Source organism: Streptomyces sp. NPDC004609, assembly GCF_042873655.1.
In the GTDB taxonomy this organism is placed as follows: Bacteria; Actinomycetota; Actinomycetes; order Streptomycetales; family Streptomycetaceae; genus Streptomyces.
This window is the reverse complement of sequence record NZ_JBIALS010000006.1, coordinates 121095-136247: the sequence shown is the minus strand read 5'-3', so window position 1 is coordinate 136247 and position 15153 is coordinate 121095. Positions and strand designations below refer to the sequence as shown.

The following is a 15153-nucleotide window of genomic DNA, read 5'->3' as shown; positions in this document are numbered from 1 at the left end:
ACCGCCTTGGCGTGGTCGTACGCCGCGGCCAGTGCCGTACGGCCCAATTCCACCAGCCAGTCCGGGAACGCCTCGACCCGGGCGCCGTTCACATCGTCGGCGGTACGGCTGTACCGATACGGCAGCCAGTGCCAGCCCAGGCACATCGTCCGGACCGACATCACCCCACCGCCCGGCAGCACGGTGTGCCGCAGGGGCACCGGGCCGCGGGCCCAGGAGCGGCAGGCGTCGACCAGTTCCCGCTGGCGCCCGGCCGACAGCCACCCGGGCACATGCACCGCGCCCGGGGCGATCACCGCCGGCTCCCTCGGGAAGAGGGCGTCGCCGTTCATGACATCAGCGCACCCTCGATGCCCAGGAGGTGTTCCTTGCTCGCCAGCCCGCCCGCGTAACCCCGTAGCGCCCCGTCCGAACCGATCACCCGGTGGCACGGCCGCACCACCAGCAGCGGGTTCCGCCCGATCGCGGTTCCCACCGCCCGTATGCCCGCCCTCGCTGTTCCGGCCTGCTGGGCGATCTCCCCATAGGTGGCCGTCGTGCCGTAGGGGATTTCCTCCAGCGCCTGCCACACCCGCCGCTGGAAGTCCGTGCCACCGGCGGTGCAGTCGATGGCGAAATGTGTGAGTCCGCCGTCGAAGTACGCCGTCAGCTGTCGGCCGATCTCCTCGAACGCGGTCGGGGAGCGCCGCCAGCCGTCCTGGACGACGGCGGCGCCCTTCTGGCCGGGCAGGGAGAGCGAGGCGAGCACCGTGCCGCCCCGGGCCGTGGCGGACTCGGCGCCGACGAGCAGCAGTTCGCCCAGCGGGCTGTCGATGGTCGTGTAGACCGTCTCGGCGGTCATGGCTCGTTCCTCTCCTCGTGGGGTGTCCTGCGTTCTGACACCTACGAGTCTGTGCCGCCCGCGCCGTCGAAGCTGGCGGAAATCGGACGTCGCGCCCGGCACCGGAGGCGCCGACGGCCACGCACTCCCGTGGTTCCGCCCACCGGGTGCCCCGGCTCGGGCCCGGCACGCCTCCGCCCGCCCTGCCGTGCCTGCCCCGGTCCGCCCCGCCCTGTCCGCTCAGGCCCGGTCCGCCGGCCTCCGAGGAGGCCGGCCCGTCCGGCTACATCACCGGTAGTTCACGAACTGCAGGGCAAAGTCGAAGTCCTGCCCCTTGAGCAGGGCCTGCACCGCCTGGAGGTCGTCCCGGCTCTTGGAGCTGACCCGCAGCTCGTCGCCCTGCACCTGGGCCTTGACGCCCTTGGGGCCCCCGTCACGGATGATCTTCGCGACCTTCTTGGCGTTCTCCTGGGAGATCCCCTCCTCGATCGACGCGAAGATCTTGTACTCCTTGCCGGAGAGCTGGGGCTCGCCCGCGTCCAGCGCCTTCAGCGAGATCCCGCGCTTGACCAGCTTGGACTGGAACACATCGAGGATCGCGGAGACCCGCTCCTCGGAGTTCGCCTGCATCAGGATCTTCTCGCCGGACCAGGCGATCGACGCCCCGACGTTCTTGAAGTCGTAGCGCTGGGAGATCTCCTTCGCGGCCTGGTTGAGGGCGTTGTCGACCTCCTGCCGCTCGACCTTCGAGACGATGTCGAAACTGGAGTCGGCCATGTCCTGTGGCTCCTTGTATCAGGTTGAAATCAGGTGGAATCGGCTTGCATCGACTGCATGGGGTGTGTGAAGAAGCGGCTGGAGTCCCCGAACCGCTCGGTCAAGCCTAGTCACCCGCACCAGCCCCGAGGGCTGATCAATCCAGTGGCGGAGCACCCCTGGGCATCGGGTATCGTTTACGACGTCGCCACGGAGCACCGCCCAACAGCGGTCCATCTTGAGGCGATATCCCATGGCGGTGTGCCCGAGTGGCCAATGGGAGCGGACTGTAAATCCGTCGGCTTAGCCTACCCAGGTTCGAATCCTGGCGCCGCCACGCGATGTGAGACCCCCGTTCACCTGCAGAAACGCAGGATGGCGGGGGTCTTCTCGTTGTCCCGGGGGTCTTTGCAGCGGACCGGGGAACGGGCGGTCCGCGACACGCTCCGTGCGTCGCATGGTGTCGGCCGGAGGCCCCCGTCACCAGGGTCTGGAGCGACGACGGGGGTGGCCACTGTGGTGACCTCGCAACGGGTCGCGTCCGCAGGGCCGACGGTGGCGCCGTGCCCAGTAGTCACCGGCGGGGCACGGCTTAGGTCTCGGACCCGTACGGGAAACGCGGATCGAGCGTCACCCCGGGGGCGATGGCACGTCGGCCGCAGGGCCGGTGACCTGGTCGACCTCGTGCAGGGCCCGGCGATGCCGGCGGTGGCGGGCGACGGGTCGGCGCGGGTGGGGGAGGCCGACGGGCGCCATCGATGTCTGGTGGGCTGCCACGCCCGGGAAGCCATTCGTGGGAAGTGCGGAGGCAATGGCCTGAACCTCGCCTGGTGATCGGGGGTGGTCTTCTGCGGCGAGCCAGACTCCAGGCAGGGGAACCAGCGCGTTGCCGACGCCGAGAACCGTGTGAGCAGGAGGGCTATGCCGGTCTGTCCAGCCATCGAAGTGGTGGTCTACGCCGGTTCAGCCGGCCGACCGCGCCCCGCGGACGGCGCCCTGGCCGGCCGGAGTGACGGCGTCGCATCAGTGGCGGGTACGGCGGTCGCCGATTCCCGCGCCGCCGGACGCCTCATCGCTCGCACCGCCGGAGACCGCATCGCCACCGATGCCGGAGGAGCCGGGGTGCGGCCGGACCCGCAGGTCGGCACCCCCGCCCGGGACCCGGGCGGCGGCCGAGCATGAGCGGACCCCACCCCACCGGTACCGGTGGTCGGAGCGCTCCCGAGCCGCCTCAGGAGGTATACGGCGAAGCCCGCTGGCCGATGGCCGGAGCCGTCGTCGCCGTCATGGCACTGACCCTGCTGGTGCCCGACGACCTGCGCCTGGGGCCCCCATGGCTGCTCCCCCTCGTCGAAGGGCTGCTCCTGGTGGCGCAGATCGCGGGCGACCCGGGTCGGATCGACAGCCGCTCCGCCGCTTTGCGTACCGCGTCGATCGCCCTCGTCGGCGTGCTGGCGCTCAGCTCCATCTGGTCGACCGTCCGATTGGTCGACGATCTCCTTCACGGCGGGCCCGAGACCGATTCCGCCACGGGACTGTTTCAGGCCGGCGGCATCGTCTGGTTCTCCACCGTGCTCACCTTCTCCCTGCTGTACTTCGAACTCGACAGCGGCGGACCGGCCGCCCGGGCCCACCACATGCCCACCACCCCCGAACTCGCCTTCCCCCAGCAGCTCAGCGCCGACCTGAAGGCCGCCCAGTGGCGCCCCCGCTTCATCGACTACCTCTACCTCGGACTCACCAACTCCACCGCCTTCAGCCCCACCGACGTCATGCCACTGGCCCCCTGGGCCAAGATCGCCATGGCCGCCCAGTCCCTTGTCTCCCTGCTCGTCCTCGGGCTCGTGATCGCCCGGGCCGTCAACGTGCTCGCCTGACGGACGATCTCGACGTTCGGGCCACCCGTGATCTTGATGGTTGGGTAATCCATGGCCAGGGGGCCGTTTCCGCATACCGCGGCGGGTGAGGCTAGGGCGTACTGGCGCTGTCCCCGGAGGTGTCCGCGAGGCGGAAGGACAGCTCGATCTGCCACTTGTTCCTGTCCGGCTCGACGCGGGGGTCGGTCAGAAACGACTCCAGGCGGCAGCCCCAGCGCTCGGTGCCGTCGACTTCCTTCATGTCCCAGGTCAGGCCCTCGCGGTCGGCCCAGGAGCGGAAGGCCGTGATCGCGCCGAACAGTTCGTCGGGGTGGCCGGTGTGGAGGAGCGTGGCGTACCGGCCGGCGGGGAGGGTGCCGATCTGGATGTCTCCCTCGGGGGTGGGCAGCGAGGCGATGGGGATCCCGGCCTCGACCGCCGACTCGCCAGCCATGTCGAGAGTGTTGTAGCGGAAGAAGGGGGCTCCGGCGAAGGGGACGCCCTTGGCGTTCAGCCAGCCGATCAGTTCGCCGAGGCGGTCGGCGATCGGGCCGAAGGCGTCCATGCGGACGGATCCGCGGATGAAGGCATACGGCTGCTCCGCGCGGTCCACGACTTTGGGCTCGATGTCAGGCATGTCATTGCTCATGAAGGGCAGGACCGGAAGAAGGACACGGATTCATCGCACGGCTCCGGTTCGGCCGCCCGCGCCCGCCACGGCCGGCGCACGCGCTGCCCGCGTCCCGCTCGTGCCGCCACGCCCTGACGCCTCCCGGACCGGGCCGCCGCACCCTGTCGCCACGGCCCGGCACCGCCCGCGCCGGGCGCGCATCCTGCCCGCCCGGCGTACGGAACCGCAGGGACCGCACCCGTCCCGCCCTGCGTACGGGACCGCACCCGTTCCGCTCGGGCGGCGAAGGAAACACCGCACCGAGCCCGCCCCACGCCCCTTCGTGCCCCACGCACGCCTTGTGTGCCCCGCGGGCACCCTGGACCCCGTCGCGTCCGCCCGTCACCGCCGGTCAGTTTCCGGCGACGTTCCGCACGGCCACGATCACCGGGTCGGAGCCGCTGATCAGCTCCAGGGTCAGTCCGGCGGTGCCGGGTGTATCGATCAACTCGGCCAGCGTCGCGGCCACATCGTCGCGGGGCACGGTTCCGCGGCCCGTCGAGGCGCTGAGCCGGACCAGGCCGGTGCCGGCGTCGTTCGTGAGGCCGCCCGGGCGCAGGATCGTCCAGTCGAGGTTCTGCCGGGACCGTACGTAGTCGTCGGCCGCGCCCTTCGCGCGCAGATAGGCGTCGAACTGGCTCTCGCCCGCGTGGCGCGCGTCCGCGCCCATCGAGGAGACGACGAGAAACCGGCGTACGCCGGCCCGTTCGGCCGCGGCGGCGAACAGGACGGCGGCGCCCCGGTCCACCGTGTCCTTGCGGGGGATACCGCTGCCAGGCCCCGCGCCGGCGGCGAAGACGGCGGCGTCGGCGTGCCGCAGCACCGCGGTCACCTCCTCGGCGGTGGCCGACTCCAGGTCCACCACCACCGGTTCGGCTCCCGCCTCGCGCACGTCGGCGCCGTGGTCGGGGTTGCGGATGACGCCCGTGACCTCGTGTCCGCGCGCCGAGAGCAGCCGCTCCAGGCGGAGTGCGATCTGACCATGTCCTCCAGCGATGACAATGCGCATGCGTACGACCGTACGTGCCGCCCCCGGGCCCTGCCATGACGCGCCCGGTCGACTCGCCCGCGAACAGCCGTAATACAGCCCTGAAGGGGACCGGGAGCCGCCGGAAAGCCGAAGCGGTCGGTGCGGAGCCGGGGCAGGTGCCCGGGCAGCCCCGGAGCACAGGCGCGGCCCTGTGGGCAGTCGGGGTCCGGTACGCAGGCGCGGCTCGGTGCACAGGCGCCGACTGGTGGGCGGCCCGGGCGCGGGGGCTCTCAGGGGCGGGCCTGGCGGGGCAGTTCGAGCGCCACCGCCACCGCCGTGTCGCAGTACTCCCGTACCGCGCTCGTCCGCGCCACCACCCGGCCGCGGTGGATGACGATCCTGCTGTACGCGAGGGAGAGCACGCCCGAGATCCGCTCGCCGCGCACCGCCAGCAGCTCCGCCGGGAACCCCGCCTCCACCCGTACCTCCGGCAGCCCCATCGCCGCCCGCGCCGACTCCGCCACCGCCCCGTAGGCCTCCCGGGCCTCCAGACCCTCCTGCGAGGCCAGGAGATACGCGGCCTCCAGCGGATCGCCGCGCCCGACCGGGTTCGACACGTCCCGCAGGGCGCCACTGCCCGCCGCCACCCGCACCCCGGCCGCGCGCAGCAGCCGTACGGGGGCGTTGCCGCGCTGTTCCACGGCGCCGCACCCGCCCTGGGGCAGACAGACCACCGTGACGTCGGCCGCCGCGAGCTGGTCCGCCGCCCGGGAGGCGATCTCGTGCGGCAGCCGGGCGAGCCCCGCGCAGGGGCCGATCGCCACACCGGGCCGCAGCCCTGCCGCCATCGCCGCCAGCCGGGCCAGGCGGGCGGGGTCGTCACCGTGCGTATGCAGATCGACGGGGCAGCCGTGCTCGGCTGCGACCTCCAGGAGCGCCTCGGCGTATCCGGCCGGATCGGGGTCGGCGTCCGGGCAGCCGCCCACCACTCCCGCGCCCATCTTCACGGCGTCCCGCAGCATCGCCAGACCGTCCGCGCCCGCCGCGCCCGTCAGCAGGCGGGGCACCGCGACCGCCGTCAGATCGGCCAGCCCGCGCAGCGACCGGCGCGCCTGGAGGACCGCCTCCAGCGGGCCGAGGCCCTGCACATCCCCGATCCGTACGTGCGAACGCAGCGCGGTCGCCCCATGGCCCAGCTGGAGCAGCGCGGCCTCGGTGGCGCGTCGCTGGACGTCCTCCTGCCCGTACGAGACGGGGCCGGGGGAGTCCGCGGTGAGGGCGGTGTCGCCGTGGGCGTGCGGTTCGGCGGGCGCGGGCAGCAGCAGAAAGCCTGTCAGATCCACCCGGGCGCAGTGCGGGGCGAGGCTGCCCGCGGTGCCGACCGCTTCGATACGCCCGCCGCTGAGCCGTACGTCGACGGTGCGGCCGTCCGTCAGCCGGGCGCCGCACAGCAGCAGCGCGGTGGAGTCGGCGGTGGCGCCGCCAGGGGGCTGCGGCAGGCTGTCGGGCATCGGGCTCCTGTGGATCGCGCTCCTGTCGGGGCGGTCGGGCTCGGGTCGCGTGGAGAAAACAGAGAAAGCAGAGAAAGCGGAGACGGGGAAGATCACGCAGCGTGAGTCGAGCCTAGGGGTGCCCGGGGCGGGCATCGAGGAGGAGCGGAATAGTCGTACCGGCGTGGCCGCCGGTGGTACGCGGGTGGCCGGCCCGGGGGGAGGATCCCCTGCGCGGGGAAGGGACGATCCCCCGGGTGCGGGCGTGCGTACGGGTGCGGCAGGGGCGTGTCGCGCGGTGTACGGGACGGGGGTGGCCACGGCCGATCGCGTACGGGATCGGGGCCCGGCGGGAGCGGGGCCGATGACGGACAGGGAGCCACGAAACGGATTTGGGCGAACGGCGATCGACCGTGTAATGTCTTCATCGCTCGCCCCAATAGCTCAGTCGGTAGAGCGTCTCCATGGTAAGGAGAAGGTCTACGGTTCGATTCCGTATTGGGGCTCTGATGTCGGAGATCCTCGCCTCCGGGCGAGGGGATCCGGTATCGCAGCGGTGTAGCTCAGTCGGTAGAGCAAGCGGCTCATAATCGCTGTGTCACCGGTTCAAGTCCGGTCACCGCTACACACAGTAGCCGATTGCGGGGTCGGTCCTCCGATCGGCTACTCTTTTATGCGTTTGACGTACATCGCCCATCCGTCCGTCCAAGGAGCACTCACGTGGCTGCCACAGACGTCCGCCCGAAGATCACGCTGGCCTGCGTGGAGTGCAAGGAGCGGAACTACATCACCAAGAAGAACCGGCGCAACAACCCGGACCGTCTTGAGATGAAGAAGCACTGCCCGCGCTGCAAGGCGCACACTGCGCACCGCGAAACGCGCTAACTCAGGCTCGTATACGAGGCCGTCCCCGAGTCGGGGGGCGGCCTCGTGTCGTTTGATCACGCTCATTCCGATCACGGTCAGTATTCCGAGCGGGAGGCTGGTCCCTTCTTTGATCGCGGCAGATTCCGCATCGGAGACGTGACCGGTGCACTGGGGGTGATCCGGATCGTGATCGGAAACCCGGACACGCATCGTGATCAGAAGTCCGGAAAACCAGATAGTCCGACAGTGCAACAGCTCGATACACCAGGTTCTGTCAGGAGCAGGAGGGAGCCAGTCCATGGCGCTCGACCAGTCCTTCGTGGGGCGGAGCTATCCGCCCACCCCGCCCTATGAGGTCGGCCGGGAGAAGATCCGCGAGTTCGCCGACGCCGTGGGGGATCCCCATCCGGCGTATACGGACCAGGAGGCCGCGCGGGCGCTCGGCCACCCCGATGTGATCGCCCCGCCGACCTTCGCCTTCGCGATCACCTACCGGGCTGCCGGAGTGGTCGTCCAGGATCCGCAACTGGGGCTGGACTACGACCGGGTGGTGCATCGCGAGCAGCGGTTCGCGTACACCAGGCCGGTACGGGCGGGGGACCGGCTGGCGGTCGTCTCCACCATCGAGAGCATCAAGTCCCTCGCGGGCAACGACATCCTGGAGATCCGGGGCGAGGTGCACGACCAGGCGGGCGAGCATGTCGTGACGGCGTGGACCAAGCTGGTGGCGCGCGCCGCCGAGGAGGCATGATGACGGCGAGGATCTCCTACGCGGACGTCGAGGTCGGCACCGAGCTGCCGGCGCGGAACTTCTCCGTGACCCGGGCCACGCTGGTGCAGTACGCGGGTGCTTCCGGGGACTTCAACCCCATCCACTGGAACGAGAAGTTCGCCGTCGAGGTCGGGCTTCCGGATGTGATCGCGCACGGCATGTTCACCATGGCCGAGGCCGTCCGGGTGGTGACGGACTGGGTGGGGGACCCCGGCGCGGTCGTGGAGTACGGCGTCCGGTTCACCAAGCCCGTCGTCGTGCCCAATGACGACAAGGGCGCGCTGATCGAGGTCAGCGGCAAGGTCGCCGCGCTGCTGGACGACAAGCGTGTGCGGGTCGATCTGACGGCCGTCAGCGGTGGGGAGAAGGTGCTGGGGATGTCCCGCGCCGTTGTCCGTCTCGCCTGAGCCGCCGAGCGGTACCGGTTTCGCCGCCGGGGCCGCCTGGCGGCGCGGCACCGTGTCCGTACGGCTCAGAGCGCCGGCCTTCTCGAAGGCACGGCGGACCTGGCGTACGACGGGCGCCGGGGCCGCCAGGCGGCCCCGGCGCGGCGCCGGTATCTGACCGCGGCCGGTATCTGACCGTGCCCGGCGTACCTGGGCCCGCCCGCCGTTCGGGTGGCGCGGAAGGTACGTATGTAAGGGGCGCCCTGCAATGGAGGGCGCTCCTTACTCTGTTGCGGGACCCGGCGGGTCGGCCGTCCCGGAGCGCCACTTGACTAGTTAGTGATAGGTCACTAACTTACTCTCATGGCAAGGAAGAGTGCGGAGGAGCGGCGCGAGAGCGTCATTCGCGTCGCCATGAGCGAATTTGCGCGAGGCGGCTATCACGGCACGTCCACCGGGACGATCGCCGAACGGGTCGGCGTCTCCCAGCCGTACCTCTTCCGCCTGTTCAAGAACAAGAGGGAACTGTTCCTGACCGTGGCGATCCGCTGTATCGAGGAGACCCCTCAGGCCTTCGCCGACGCGCTGGAGGAGTGGCCCGACAAGTCGCCCAAGGACGCGATGGCGTTGGCCTATGCGCGTCTGATCGACGACCGGGAGCGGTTGTTGATGCAGATGCAGATCTATGTCGCCGTGGCCTCGGCCGAAGCCGCTGGGGACGGTGAGTTCGGCGAGAGGATCCGGGAGGCGTGGGTCCGGATCTGGGACCAGGCGCGCGGTGCCCTCGGCGACGACCATGACGTAGCCGAATTCATGGCGTACGGGATGCTGATCAACACCCTGGTGTCGCTGGGCTTTCCCGGCGATCACCGGGTGTGGAACACGCTGTCCATGGACGATGAGCGGACGTGCAGGCCCCCCGGCGTCGCCCGGCTCAGCGTCTCGGCGGCGGCGGAGGCCGAGGCCGCGCCCCGCGAACGGAGCGGCTCCCCGCGGCCGTCCGGTTCCACCACCCCGCCTTCCGGAGGGGGTTCCGGCCCGGGTTCCGGGGCCTGAGCCCGCCGCAGGGGCCCACCGCAGGGCCGCCGGAAGCGGGAAGCGGGAACGAACGCAAGCCGGCATGGGCAGACGTCTGCCCGGAGAAGTTAGTGATCAATCACTATATAGCTATTTCTCGGACAACTGAGCCACTGGGGAAAACCATGAATCAGCCAACCGTCCGGCGCGCCTCCGCCGCCTGGACCCTCGTCATCACCAGCCTCGCCGGTTTCATGGCGGCGCTCGACAATCTGGTCGTCACCACCGCCCTGCCCTCCATCCGGGCGGATCTCGGCGGGGAACTGGCCGATCTCGAATGGACGGTGAGCGCCTATACGCTCACCTTCGCCGTCCTGCTGATGTTCGGCGCGGCGCTCGGGGACCGCTTCGGCCGCCGTCGGCTCTTCATGGCCGGTCTGGCGATCTTCACCGTGGCGTCCGCCGCCGCCGCGCTGGCACCCGGGATCGACGCGCTGATCGCGGCACGGGCGCTCCAGGGAGTCGGCGGCGCGGTGATGATGCCGCTCACCCTGACGCTGCTCACGGCGGCGGTCCCGCCGGCCCGGCGGGGGGCGATGCTCGGCATCTTCAGCGCGGTGACCGGGCTCGCGGTGGCCAGCGGCCCGCTCGTCGGCGGCGCGCTCACCGAGCATCTGTCCTGGCAGTGGATCTTCTGGCTCAATGTGCCGGTCGGTCTTGTCCTGCTGCCGCTCGCCCGGTTGCGCCTCACCGAGTCGTACGCGCCGAACGCCCGGCTCGACTTCCCCGGCACCCTGCTCGTCAGCGGTGGTTTCTTCGGCATCGTCTACGCCCTGATCAACGGCCAGGCGGACGGCTGGACCAGCGCGCCGATCCTCACCGGGCTGATCGGGGGCACGGTGCTGCTGCTGGCGTTCGTCCGCCATGGCATCGTCGGCAAGAACCCCATGCTTCCCATGCGTCTCTTCCGCGACCGGGCCTTCGCCGGGATCAACATCTCCAGCACGCTGATGTTCCTGGGCATGTTCGGGGCGACCTTCCTGCTCAGCCAGTTCCTGCAAGGAGTGCTCGGGTACTCGCCCACCGAGGCGGGGCTGAGGATGCTGCCCTGGACCGGGATGCCGCTGCTCGTCGCGCCGTTTGCCGGATATCTCTCCGACCGGATCGGCGGCCGTCCGATCGTGGCCACGGGCCTCGCGCTCCAGGCAGTCGGGCTGGCGCTCTTCGCGCTGGTCCTGGAGCCGGGGGTGTCGTACGCGGCCCAGCTTCCCGGCCTGATCATCAGCGGTGTCGGCATGGCCCTCTTCTTCGCCCCGGCCGCCAGTGTGGTCATGTCCAGCGTCCGGCCGGGCGAGCAGGGCATGGCCTCCGGGGCCAACAACGCCCTGCGCGAGGTCGGCGGTGCGCTCGGAGTCGCGGTGCTGGGCGCGGTCTTCGCGGCGCAGGGCGGCTACGCGACGCCCCGGATGTTTGTGGACGGGATCGTTCCGGCGCTCTGGATCGGCTCGGCGGCGGTGGCCGTGGCTGCGGGTGCCGCGCTGCTCATTCCGGCGCGGCGGAAGGCGGCCGTGGCGGAGGTGGCCGACGTGGAGGAAGAGCGGGAGCCCGTGACGGTCTGAGGCCGACGCGGGGGTGCTGTGGACGGCGGGGCGCGGGCCGGCTCCGGGGAATGCCGCCCCGGACCCCCGCGCCTTCGTCATGACGGGACCGGGTCCGGGTGCGTCCGCCTGCGGGCGGCGGTTCGGGTGCCCTCCTCCGACGCCACCGGGACCCGGACCCGGACCGGTGACTGGGTTCGGGTTCGGTGACTGGTCCGGGTGCGCGCGGACCGTACGCCTCGTCCGGCGCCGCCGCCGTGAAGGTGCCTCCCGGGCGGCGATCCGGAGCCCCCGGTCGAGCGGCGGCGCCGCTCAGGAGTACGCGGCGCGGGACCGTAGGCTTGTCGGGTGCTGGAACTCTACGACGCCCCCCTCGCTCCCCTGACCACCTTCCGGCTCGGGGGGCCCGCCGCACGGCTGCTCACCGCCGAGACCGACGACGAGGTGATCGCCGCCGTGCGGGAGGCGGACGGCACGGGGACTCCGCTGCTGATCATCGGCGGGGGCAGCAATCTGGTCATCGGGGACAAGGGGTTCGACGGCACGGCCCTGCGGATCGCGACGCGGGGGTTCCGGCTCGACGGCACGAAGCTGGAGCTGGCCGCCGGCGAGGTGTGGACGGACGCGGTGGCCCGTACCGTCTCCGCGGGACTCGCGGGGATCGAGTGCCTGGCCGGAATCCCCGGTTCGGCCGGCGCCACCCCGATCCAGAACGTCGGCGCCTACGGCCAGGAGGTCTCGTCGACGATCACCGAGGTGGTCGCGTACGACCGCCGCGACGCGGAAACGGTCGTGCTGTCCAACGCCGCGTGCGAGTTCTCCTACCGCCACAGCCGCTTCAAGCAGCATCCCGACCGCTATGTCGTGCTGCGCGTCCGGTTCGAGCTGGAGGACGCGGAGGGGCTGTCGGCGCCGATCAAGTACGCGGAGACGGCCCGTGTCCTCGGGGTCGCGCCCGGCGACCGCAGGGAGCTGGCCGTGGTCCGGCTGGCCGTGCTCGGACTGCGCGGCGGCAAGGGCATGGTCCTGGACCCCGAGGACCACGACACCTGGTCGGCCGGGTCCTTCTTCACCAACCCGATCCTCGGCGCCGACGAGTACGCCGCCTTCCTTGACCGCGTCCGCGCCCGGCTCGGCGACGGGGCCGCCCCGCCCGCCTACCCCGCGGGTGACGGGCGCACCAAGACCTCCGCGGCCTGGCTGATCGACAAGGCGGGCTTCACCAAGGGATACGGGAGCGGCCCGGCCCGTATCTCCACCAAGCACACCCTCGCCCTCACCAATCGCGGCGATGCCACCACCGAGGATCTGCTGGCACTCGCCCGCGAGGTCGTCGCCGGGGTGCACGAGGCGTTCGGGGTGACCCTGGTCAACGAACCGGTGACGGTCGGCGTCAGCCTCTGAGCTCCAGCAGCCCCTGTCCCCGGGCACGGCCCCCGGCCCGCCGATCCCGGCCCCGTCGGCCCGGCCTCCCTCCGGTGCCGTCCCCTCGGGCCCGGCCCCCGAGCGCCTTCGGTGCGGGCGCTCCGGACGCCCCGTTCTGCCTAGTACGCAACGCCCACAGGCTGCTTGACCGTCCGCGGATCGTTCACCATCGAGAGCATCGCGTGGGCCACATCGGCGCGCCCGATCGTCCGGGCGCTGCGCGGGTTGCGGCCGACGGCGGTCCTGTAGACACCGGTCAGCGGCTTGTCCAGCAGCCGGGGCGGACGTACGGACGTCCAGTCCGTGGCACTCGCGGCCAGGTCGGCCTCCATCACCCGCAGATCGGCGTACAGCTTCTTCAGTACGGTGCTGACCACGGCCGACAGGGCGCGGTCCAGCAGCGGCTCGCCCGTGGGGGCGCCGGCGAGCGGGCCGGCGGAGACCACCAGCAGCCGGCGGGTGCCCTCCGCCTCCATCGCGGCGAGCACCGAACGCGTGAGCCTGGTCACGATTCCGGCGTCCGACAGCTTGCGCGCGCCCAGGCCCGAGAGCACCGCGTCCCGGCCCGCGACGGCCTCGCGCAGCGGCTCGGGGTCGGACAGCCCGGCGCGGAACAGCGTGAGTCGGGGGGACTGCGCGAGACCGGTGGTTCCGGGGCCCGCTCCGGGAAGCGTGAAGCGCGCCGGATCGCGTACGACCGCCGTCACCTCGTGGCCCGCGGTCAGCGCCTGACCCACGATCTCCCGGCCGATGCCGCCGGTCGCCCCGAACACGGTGAGCCTCATCGTCCGCACCTCCAGGTGGGTAAGTATTCACTCACTCCTAGAGTGGGTAAGTACTCACCCACCCGTCAAGCCCGGTCGGAGGAACCATGCAGAAACCGGCCCGCGCCCGCATCCTCGACGCCGCCCATGAGCTGATGCTCAGCCTCGGCCTCGCCCGCACCACCACCAAGGAGATCGCCAGGGCGGCCGGGTGCTCGGAGGCGGCCCTCTACAAGAGCTTCACCGGCAAGGAGGAGCTCTTCATCGCCGTACTGAACGAAAGACTGCCGAAACTCGCCCCTCTGCTGGACGACCTCACGGCCAGACCGGGAGAGGGCAGCCTTGAGGAGAACCTCGTCGAGGTCGTCCGCCGGGCCGCGGGCTTCTACGCGCAGACCTTCCCGATCGCCGCCTCGCTCTACGCCGACCCCCGGCTCAAGGCCCGCCACGAGACCGCTCTGCGGGAGATGGGCAAGGGGCCGCACCTCCCGATCCAGGGGCTGGACGCCTATCTGCGCGCCGAACAGCGCGCGGGGCGGGTCGCCGACGGCGCGGACACCTATGCGGCGGCCTCGCTGCTGCTCGGTGCCTGCACCCACCGGGCCTTCGCCTACGACGGCACCGAGGGCGGGGTGGCCGCGCCCCCGCTGGACGAGTTCGCCGCCGGTCTCGTCCGTACCCTGCTGCGGGGGATCAGCTGACCAACCAGTCGTCGACCCCGGCGAGCAGCTTGTTCCGGACATCCTCGGGGGCGGCCGAGCCGCGCACGGACTGCCGGGCCAGTTCGGCCAGTTCGGCGTCCGAGAAGCCGTGGTGCTCCCGCGCGAACTCGTACTGGGCGGCCAGCCGCGACCCGAAGAGCAGGGGATCGTCCGCCCCGAGGGCCATCGGCACCCCGGCCTCGTACAGCGTCCGCAGCGGTACGTCCTCGGGCTTCTCGTACACCCCCAGCGCCACATTCGACGCCGGGCACACCTCGCATGTGACCCCGCGCTCGGCCAGTCTCCGCAGCAGCCGGGGGTCCTCGGCGGCCCGTACGCCGTGCCCGATGCGCGCGGCGTGCAGATCGTCCACACAGTCCCGTACGGACGCGGGGCCGGTCAGCTCGCCGCCGTGCGGGGCCGCCAGCAGACCGCCCGCCCGCGCGATCGCGAAGGCGCGGTCGAAGTCCCGTGCCATGCCCCTGCGTTCGTCGTTGGAGAGCCCGAAACCGACGATTCCGCGGTCCGCGTACCGGACGGCCAGCCGGGCGAGGGTCCGGGCGTCCAGGGGGTGCTTCATCCGGTTCGCCGCGACGAGGACGCGCATACCGAGTCCGGTCTGGCGGCCCGCGCTCTCCACCGCGTCGAGGATGATCTCCAGCGCGGGGATCAGCCCGCCCAGCATCGGTGCGTACGAGGTGGGGTCGACCTGGATCTCCAGCCACCCCGAACCGTCCCGGACGTCCTCCTCCGCGGCCTCCCTCACCAGCCGCTGGATGTCCTCGGGGGAGCGCAGACAGGACCGCGCGATGTCGTACAGCCGCTGGAAGCGGAACCAGCCGCGTTCGTCGGTGGCCCGCAGCCGGGGAGGCTCTCCGCCAGTCAGCGCGTCGGGCAGATGGACGCCGTACTTGTCGGCCAGTTCGAGCAGGGTGGCCGGCCGCATCGAGCCGGTGAAGTGCAGATGCAGATGTGCCTTGGGCAGCCGGCTCAGGTCACGTACGCGTTCCATTCTCGGATCTTGCCGCACCGCTCGGGCACGGGGCAGCCGGTTTCCCCGA

General features: G+C 71.4%; 15 protein-coding genes, 3 tRNA genes and 1 pseudogene. 11 read left to right on the top strand and 8 right to left on the bottom strand.

All coding sequences use genetic code 11. From position 1 onward, the window contains the following. The 3 genes from ACFYT4_RS08250 to ACFYT4_RS08240 all read right to left on the bottom strand — a co-directional run. A partial coding sequence (locus ACFYT4_RS08250; protein WP_389266500.1) for an alpha-ketoglutarate-dependent dioxygenase AlkB occupies positions 1-332 on the bottom strand: 332 nt, incomplete at its 3' end. Continuing rightward, complete coding sequence (locus ACFYT4_RS08245) at positions 329-841, bottom strand: methylated-DNA--[protein]-cysteine S-methyltransferase (RefSeq protein ID WP_389266498.1); 513 nt, start codon at positions 839-841, stop codon at positions 329-331. The genes ACFYT4_RS08250 and ACFYT4_RS08245, both read right to left, overlap by 4 nt. A gap of 267 nt (positions 842-1108) precedes the next feature. Beyond that, positions 1109-1597 carry a YajQ family cyclic di-GMP-binding protein gene (locus tag ACFYT4_RS08240; RefSeq protein ID WP_389266496.1) on the bottom strand — a complete coding sequence of 163 codons (489 nt, stop codon included), beginning with the start codon at positions 1595-1597 and terminating at the stop codon, positions 1109-1111. Positions 1598-1831: 234 nt separating this feature from the next. Here ACFYT4_RS08240 and ACFYT4_RS08235 point away from each other — a divergent pair. Together ACFYT4_RS08235 and ACFYT4_RS08230 are read left to right on the top strand one after the other, a co-directional pair. After that, positions 1832-1913 (top strand) — tRNA-Tyr (locus ACFYT4_RS08235). A gap of 841 nt (positions 1914-2754) precedes the next feature. Then, a complete protein-coding gene (locus ACFYT4_RS08230) occupies positions 2755-3453 on the top strand; it encodes a hypothetical protein (RefSeq protein ID WP_389266494.1) in 699 nt (232 codons plus the stop codon). Positions 3454-3544: 91 nt separating this feature from the next. On the opposite strand, the gene ACFYT4_RS08225 is transcribed toward ACFYT4_RS08230, so the two are convergent. The 3 genes from ACFYT4_RS08225 to ACFYT4_RS08215 all read right to left on the bottom strand — a co-directional run bounded on the left by ACFYT4_RS08225 (position 3545) and on the right by ACFYT4_RS08215 (position 6583). Further along, on the bottom strand, positions 3545-4081 hold the full coding sequence (locus ACFYT4_RS08225; RefSeq protein ID WP_389266492.1) for a GyrI-like domain-containing protein: 537 nt from the start codon (positions 4079-4081) through the stop codon (positions 3545-3547). A 373-nt stretch (positions 4082-4454) separates the two neighbouring features. After that, positions 4455-5111: an SDR family oxidoreductase gene (locus tag ACFYT4_RS08220; protein ID WP_389266490.1), complete on the bottom strand. Its 657-nt coding sequence runs from the start codon at positions 5109-5111 to the stop codon at positions 4455-4457. 251 nt (positions 5112-5362) lie between these two features. Continuing rightward, complete coding sequence (locus ACFYT4_RS08215; RefSeq protein ID WP_389266488.1) at positions 5363-6583, bottom strand: amidohydrolase family protein; 1221 nt, start codon at positions 6581-6583, stop codon at positions 5363-5365. Between the two features lie 412 nt (positions 6584-6995). On the opposite strand from ACFYT4_RS08215, the gene ACFYT4_RS08210 reads away from it, so the two are divergent. From ACFYT4_RS08210 to ACFYT4_RS08175, 8 genes and pseudogenes are all read left to right on the top strand, one after another. Next, positions 6996-7068: transfer RNA gene (locus ACFYT4_RS08210), tRNA-Thr, on the top strand. Positions 7069-7114: 46 nt separating this feature from the next. Then, positions 7115-7187 (top strand) — tRNA-Met (locus tag ACFYT4_RS08205). A gap of 95 nt (positions 7188-7282) precedes the next feature. Further along, positions 7283-7447, top strand: coding sequence for a 50S ribosomal protein L33 (gene rpmG, locus ACFYT4_RS08200; protein WP_006347275.1), 165 nt, complete (start codon positions 7283-7285; stop codon positions 7445-7447). 280 nt (positions 7448-7727) lie between these two features. Further along, positions 7728-8180 (top strand): MaoC family dehydratase N-terminal domain-containing protein, encoded by a 453-nt coding sequence (locus ACFYT4_RS08195; RefSeq protein WP_389266486.1) that lies wholly within the window; start codon positions 7728-7730, stop codon positions 8178-8180. Beyond that, the gene (locus ACFYT4_RS08190) at positions 8180-8608 is read left to right on the top strand and encodes a MaoC family dehydratase (RefSeq protein ID WP_389266778.1); all 429 of its coding nucleotides are present in this window, start codon (positions 8180-8182) and stop codon (positions 8606-8608) included. Before ACFYT4_RS08195 ends, ACFYT4_RS08190 begins: the two co-directional genes overlap by 1 nt. Before the next feature lie 342 nt (positions 8609-8950). Then, a pseudogene (locus ACFYT4_RS08185) lies at positions 8951-9469 on the top strand (TetR/AcrR family transcriptional regulator); the annotation flags it as partial. Between the two features lie 320 nt (positions 9470-9789). Further along, positions 9790-11223: a DHA2 family efflux MFS transporter permease subunit gene (locus tag ACFYT4_RS08180; RefSeq protein ID WP_389266484.1), complete on the top strand. Its 1434-nt coding sequence runs from the start codon at positions 9790-9792 to the stop codon at positions 11221-11223. 327 nt (positions 11224-11550) lie between these two features. Then, entirely contained in the window at positions 11551-12606 is a 1056-nt protein-coding gene (locus tag ACFYT4_RS08175; protein WP_389266482.1) for a UDP-N-acetylmuramate dehydrogenase, read from the top strand. 140 nt (positions 12607-12746) lie between these two features. On the opposite strand, the gene ACFYT4_RS08170 is transcribed toward ACFYT4_RS08175, so the two are convergent. Further along, the gene (locus ACFYT4_RS08170; RefSeq protein WP_389266480.1) at positions 12747-13412 is read right to left on the bottom strand and encodes an NAD(P)-dependent oxidoreductase; all 666 of its coding nucleotides are present in this window, start codon (positions 13410-13412) and stop codon (positions 12747-12749) included. Positions 13413-13498: 86 nt separating this feature from the next. On the opposite strand from ACFYT4_RS08170, the gene ACFYT4_RS08165 reads away from it, so the two are divergent. After that, entirely contained in the window at positions 13499-14092 is a 594-nt protein-coding gene (locus ACFYT4_RS08165) for a TetR/AcrR family transcriptional regulator (protein WP_389266478.1), read from the top strand. Here the strand turns inward: ACFYT4_RS08165 and ACFYT4_RS08160 are convergent. Beyond that, entirely contained in the window at positions 14085-15104 is a 1020-nt protein-coding gene (locus ACFYT4_RS08160; protein ID WP_389266476.1) for an adenosine deaminase, read from the bottom strand. The two genes, ACFYT4_RS08165 and ACFYT4_RS08160, sit on opposite strands and share 8 nt — an antisense overlap. Positions 15105-15153: the final 49 nt, after the last annotated feature.

Bases quoted from the DNA above. Each gene is read 5' to 3' on its own strand.
- ACFYT4_RS08195 (WP_389266486.1), top strand. From the start codon at position 7,728: ATGGCGCTCGACCAGTCCTTCGTGGGGCGGAGCTATCCGCCCACCCCG.
- ACFYT4_RS08225 (WP_389266492.1), bottom strand. From the start codon at position 4,081: ATGAGCAATGACATGCCTGACATCGAGCCCAAAGTCGTGGACCGCGCG.
- ACFYT4_RS08230 (WP_389266494.1), top strand. From the start codon at position 2,755: ATGAGCGGACCCCACCCCACCGGTACCGGTGGTCGGAGCGCTCCCGAG.
- ACFYT4_RS08245 (WP_389266498.1), bottom strand. From the start codon at position 841: ATGACCGCCGAGACGGTCTACACGACCATCGACAGCCCGCTGGGCGAA.
- ACFYT4_RS08240 (WP_389266496.1), bottom strand. From the start codon at position 1,597: ATGGCCGACTCCAGTTTCGACATCGTCTCGAAGGTCGAGCGGCAGGAG.
- ACFYT4_RS08215 (WP_389266488.1), bottom strand. From the start codon at position 6,583: ATGCCCGACAGCCTGCCGCAGCCCCCTGGCGGCGCCACCGCCGACTCC.
- ACFYT4_RS08170 (WP_389266480.1), bottom strand. From the start codon at position 13,412: ATGAGGCTCACCGTGTTCGGGGCGACCGGCGGCATCGGCCGGGAGATC.
- ACFYT4_RS08190 (WP_389266778.1), top strand. From the start codon at position 8,180: ATGACGGCGAGGATCTCCTACGCGGACGTCGAGGTCGGCACCGAGCTG.
- ACFYT4_RS08160 (WP_389266476.1), bottom strand. From the start codon at position 15,104: ATGGAACGCGTACGTGACCTGAGCCGGCTGCCCAAGGCACATCTGCAT.
- ACFYT4_RS08180 (WP_389266484.1), top strand. From the start codon at position 9,790: ATGAATCAGCCAACCGTCCGGCGCGCCTCCGCCGCCTGGACCCTCGTC.
- ACFYT4_RS08220 (WP_389266490.1), bottom strand. From the start codon at position 5,111: ATGCGCATTGTCATCGCTGGAGGACATGGTCAGATCGCACTCCGCCTG.
- ACFYT4_RS08165 (WP_389266478.1), top strand. From the start codon at position 13,499: ATGCAGAAACCGGCCCGCGCCCGCATCCTCGACGCCGCCCATGAGCTG.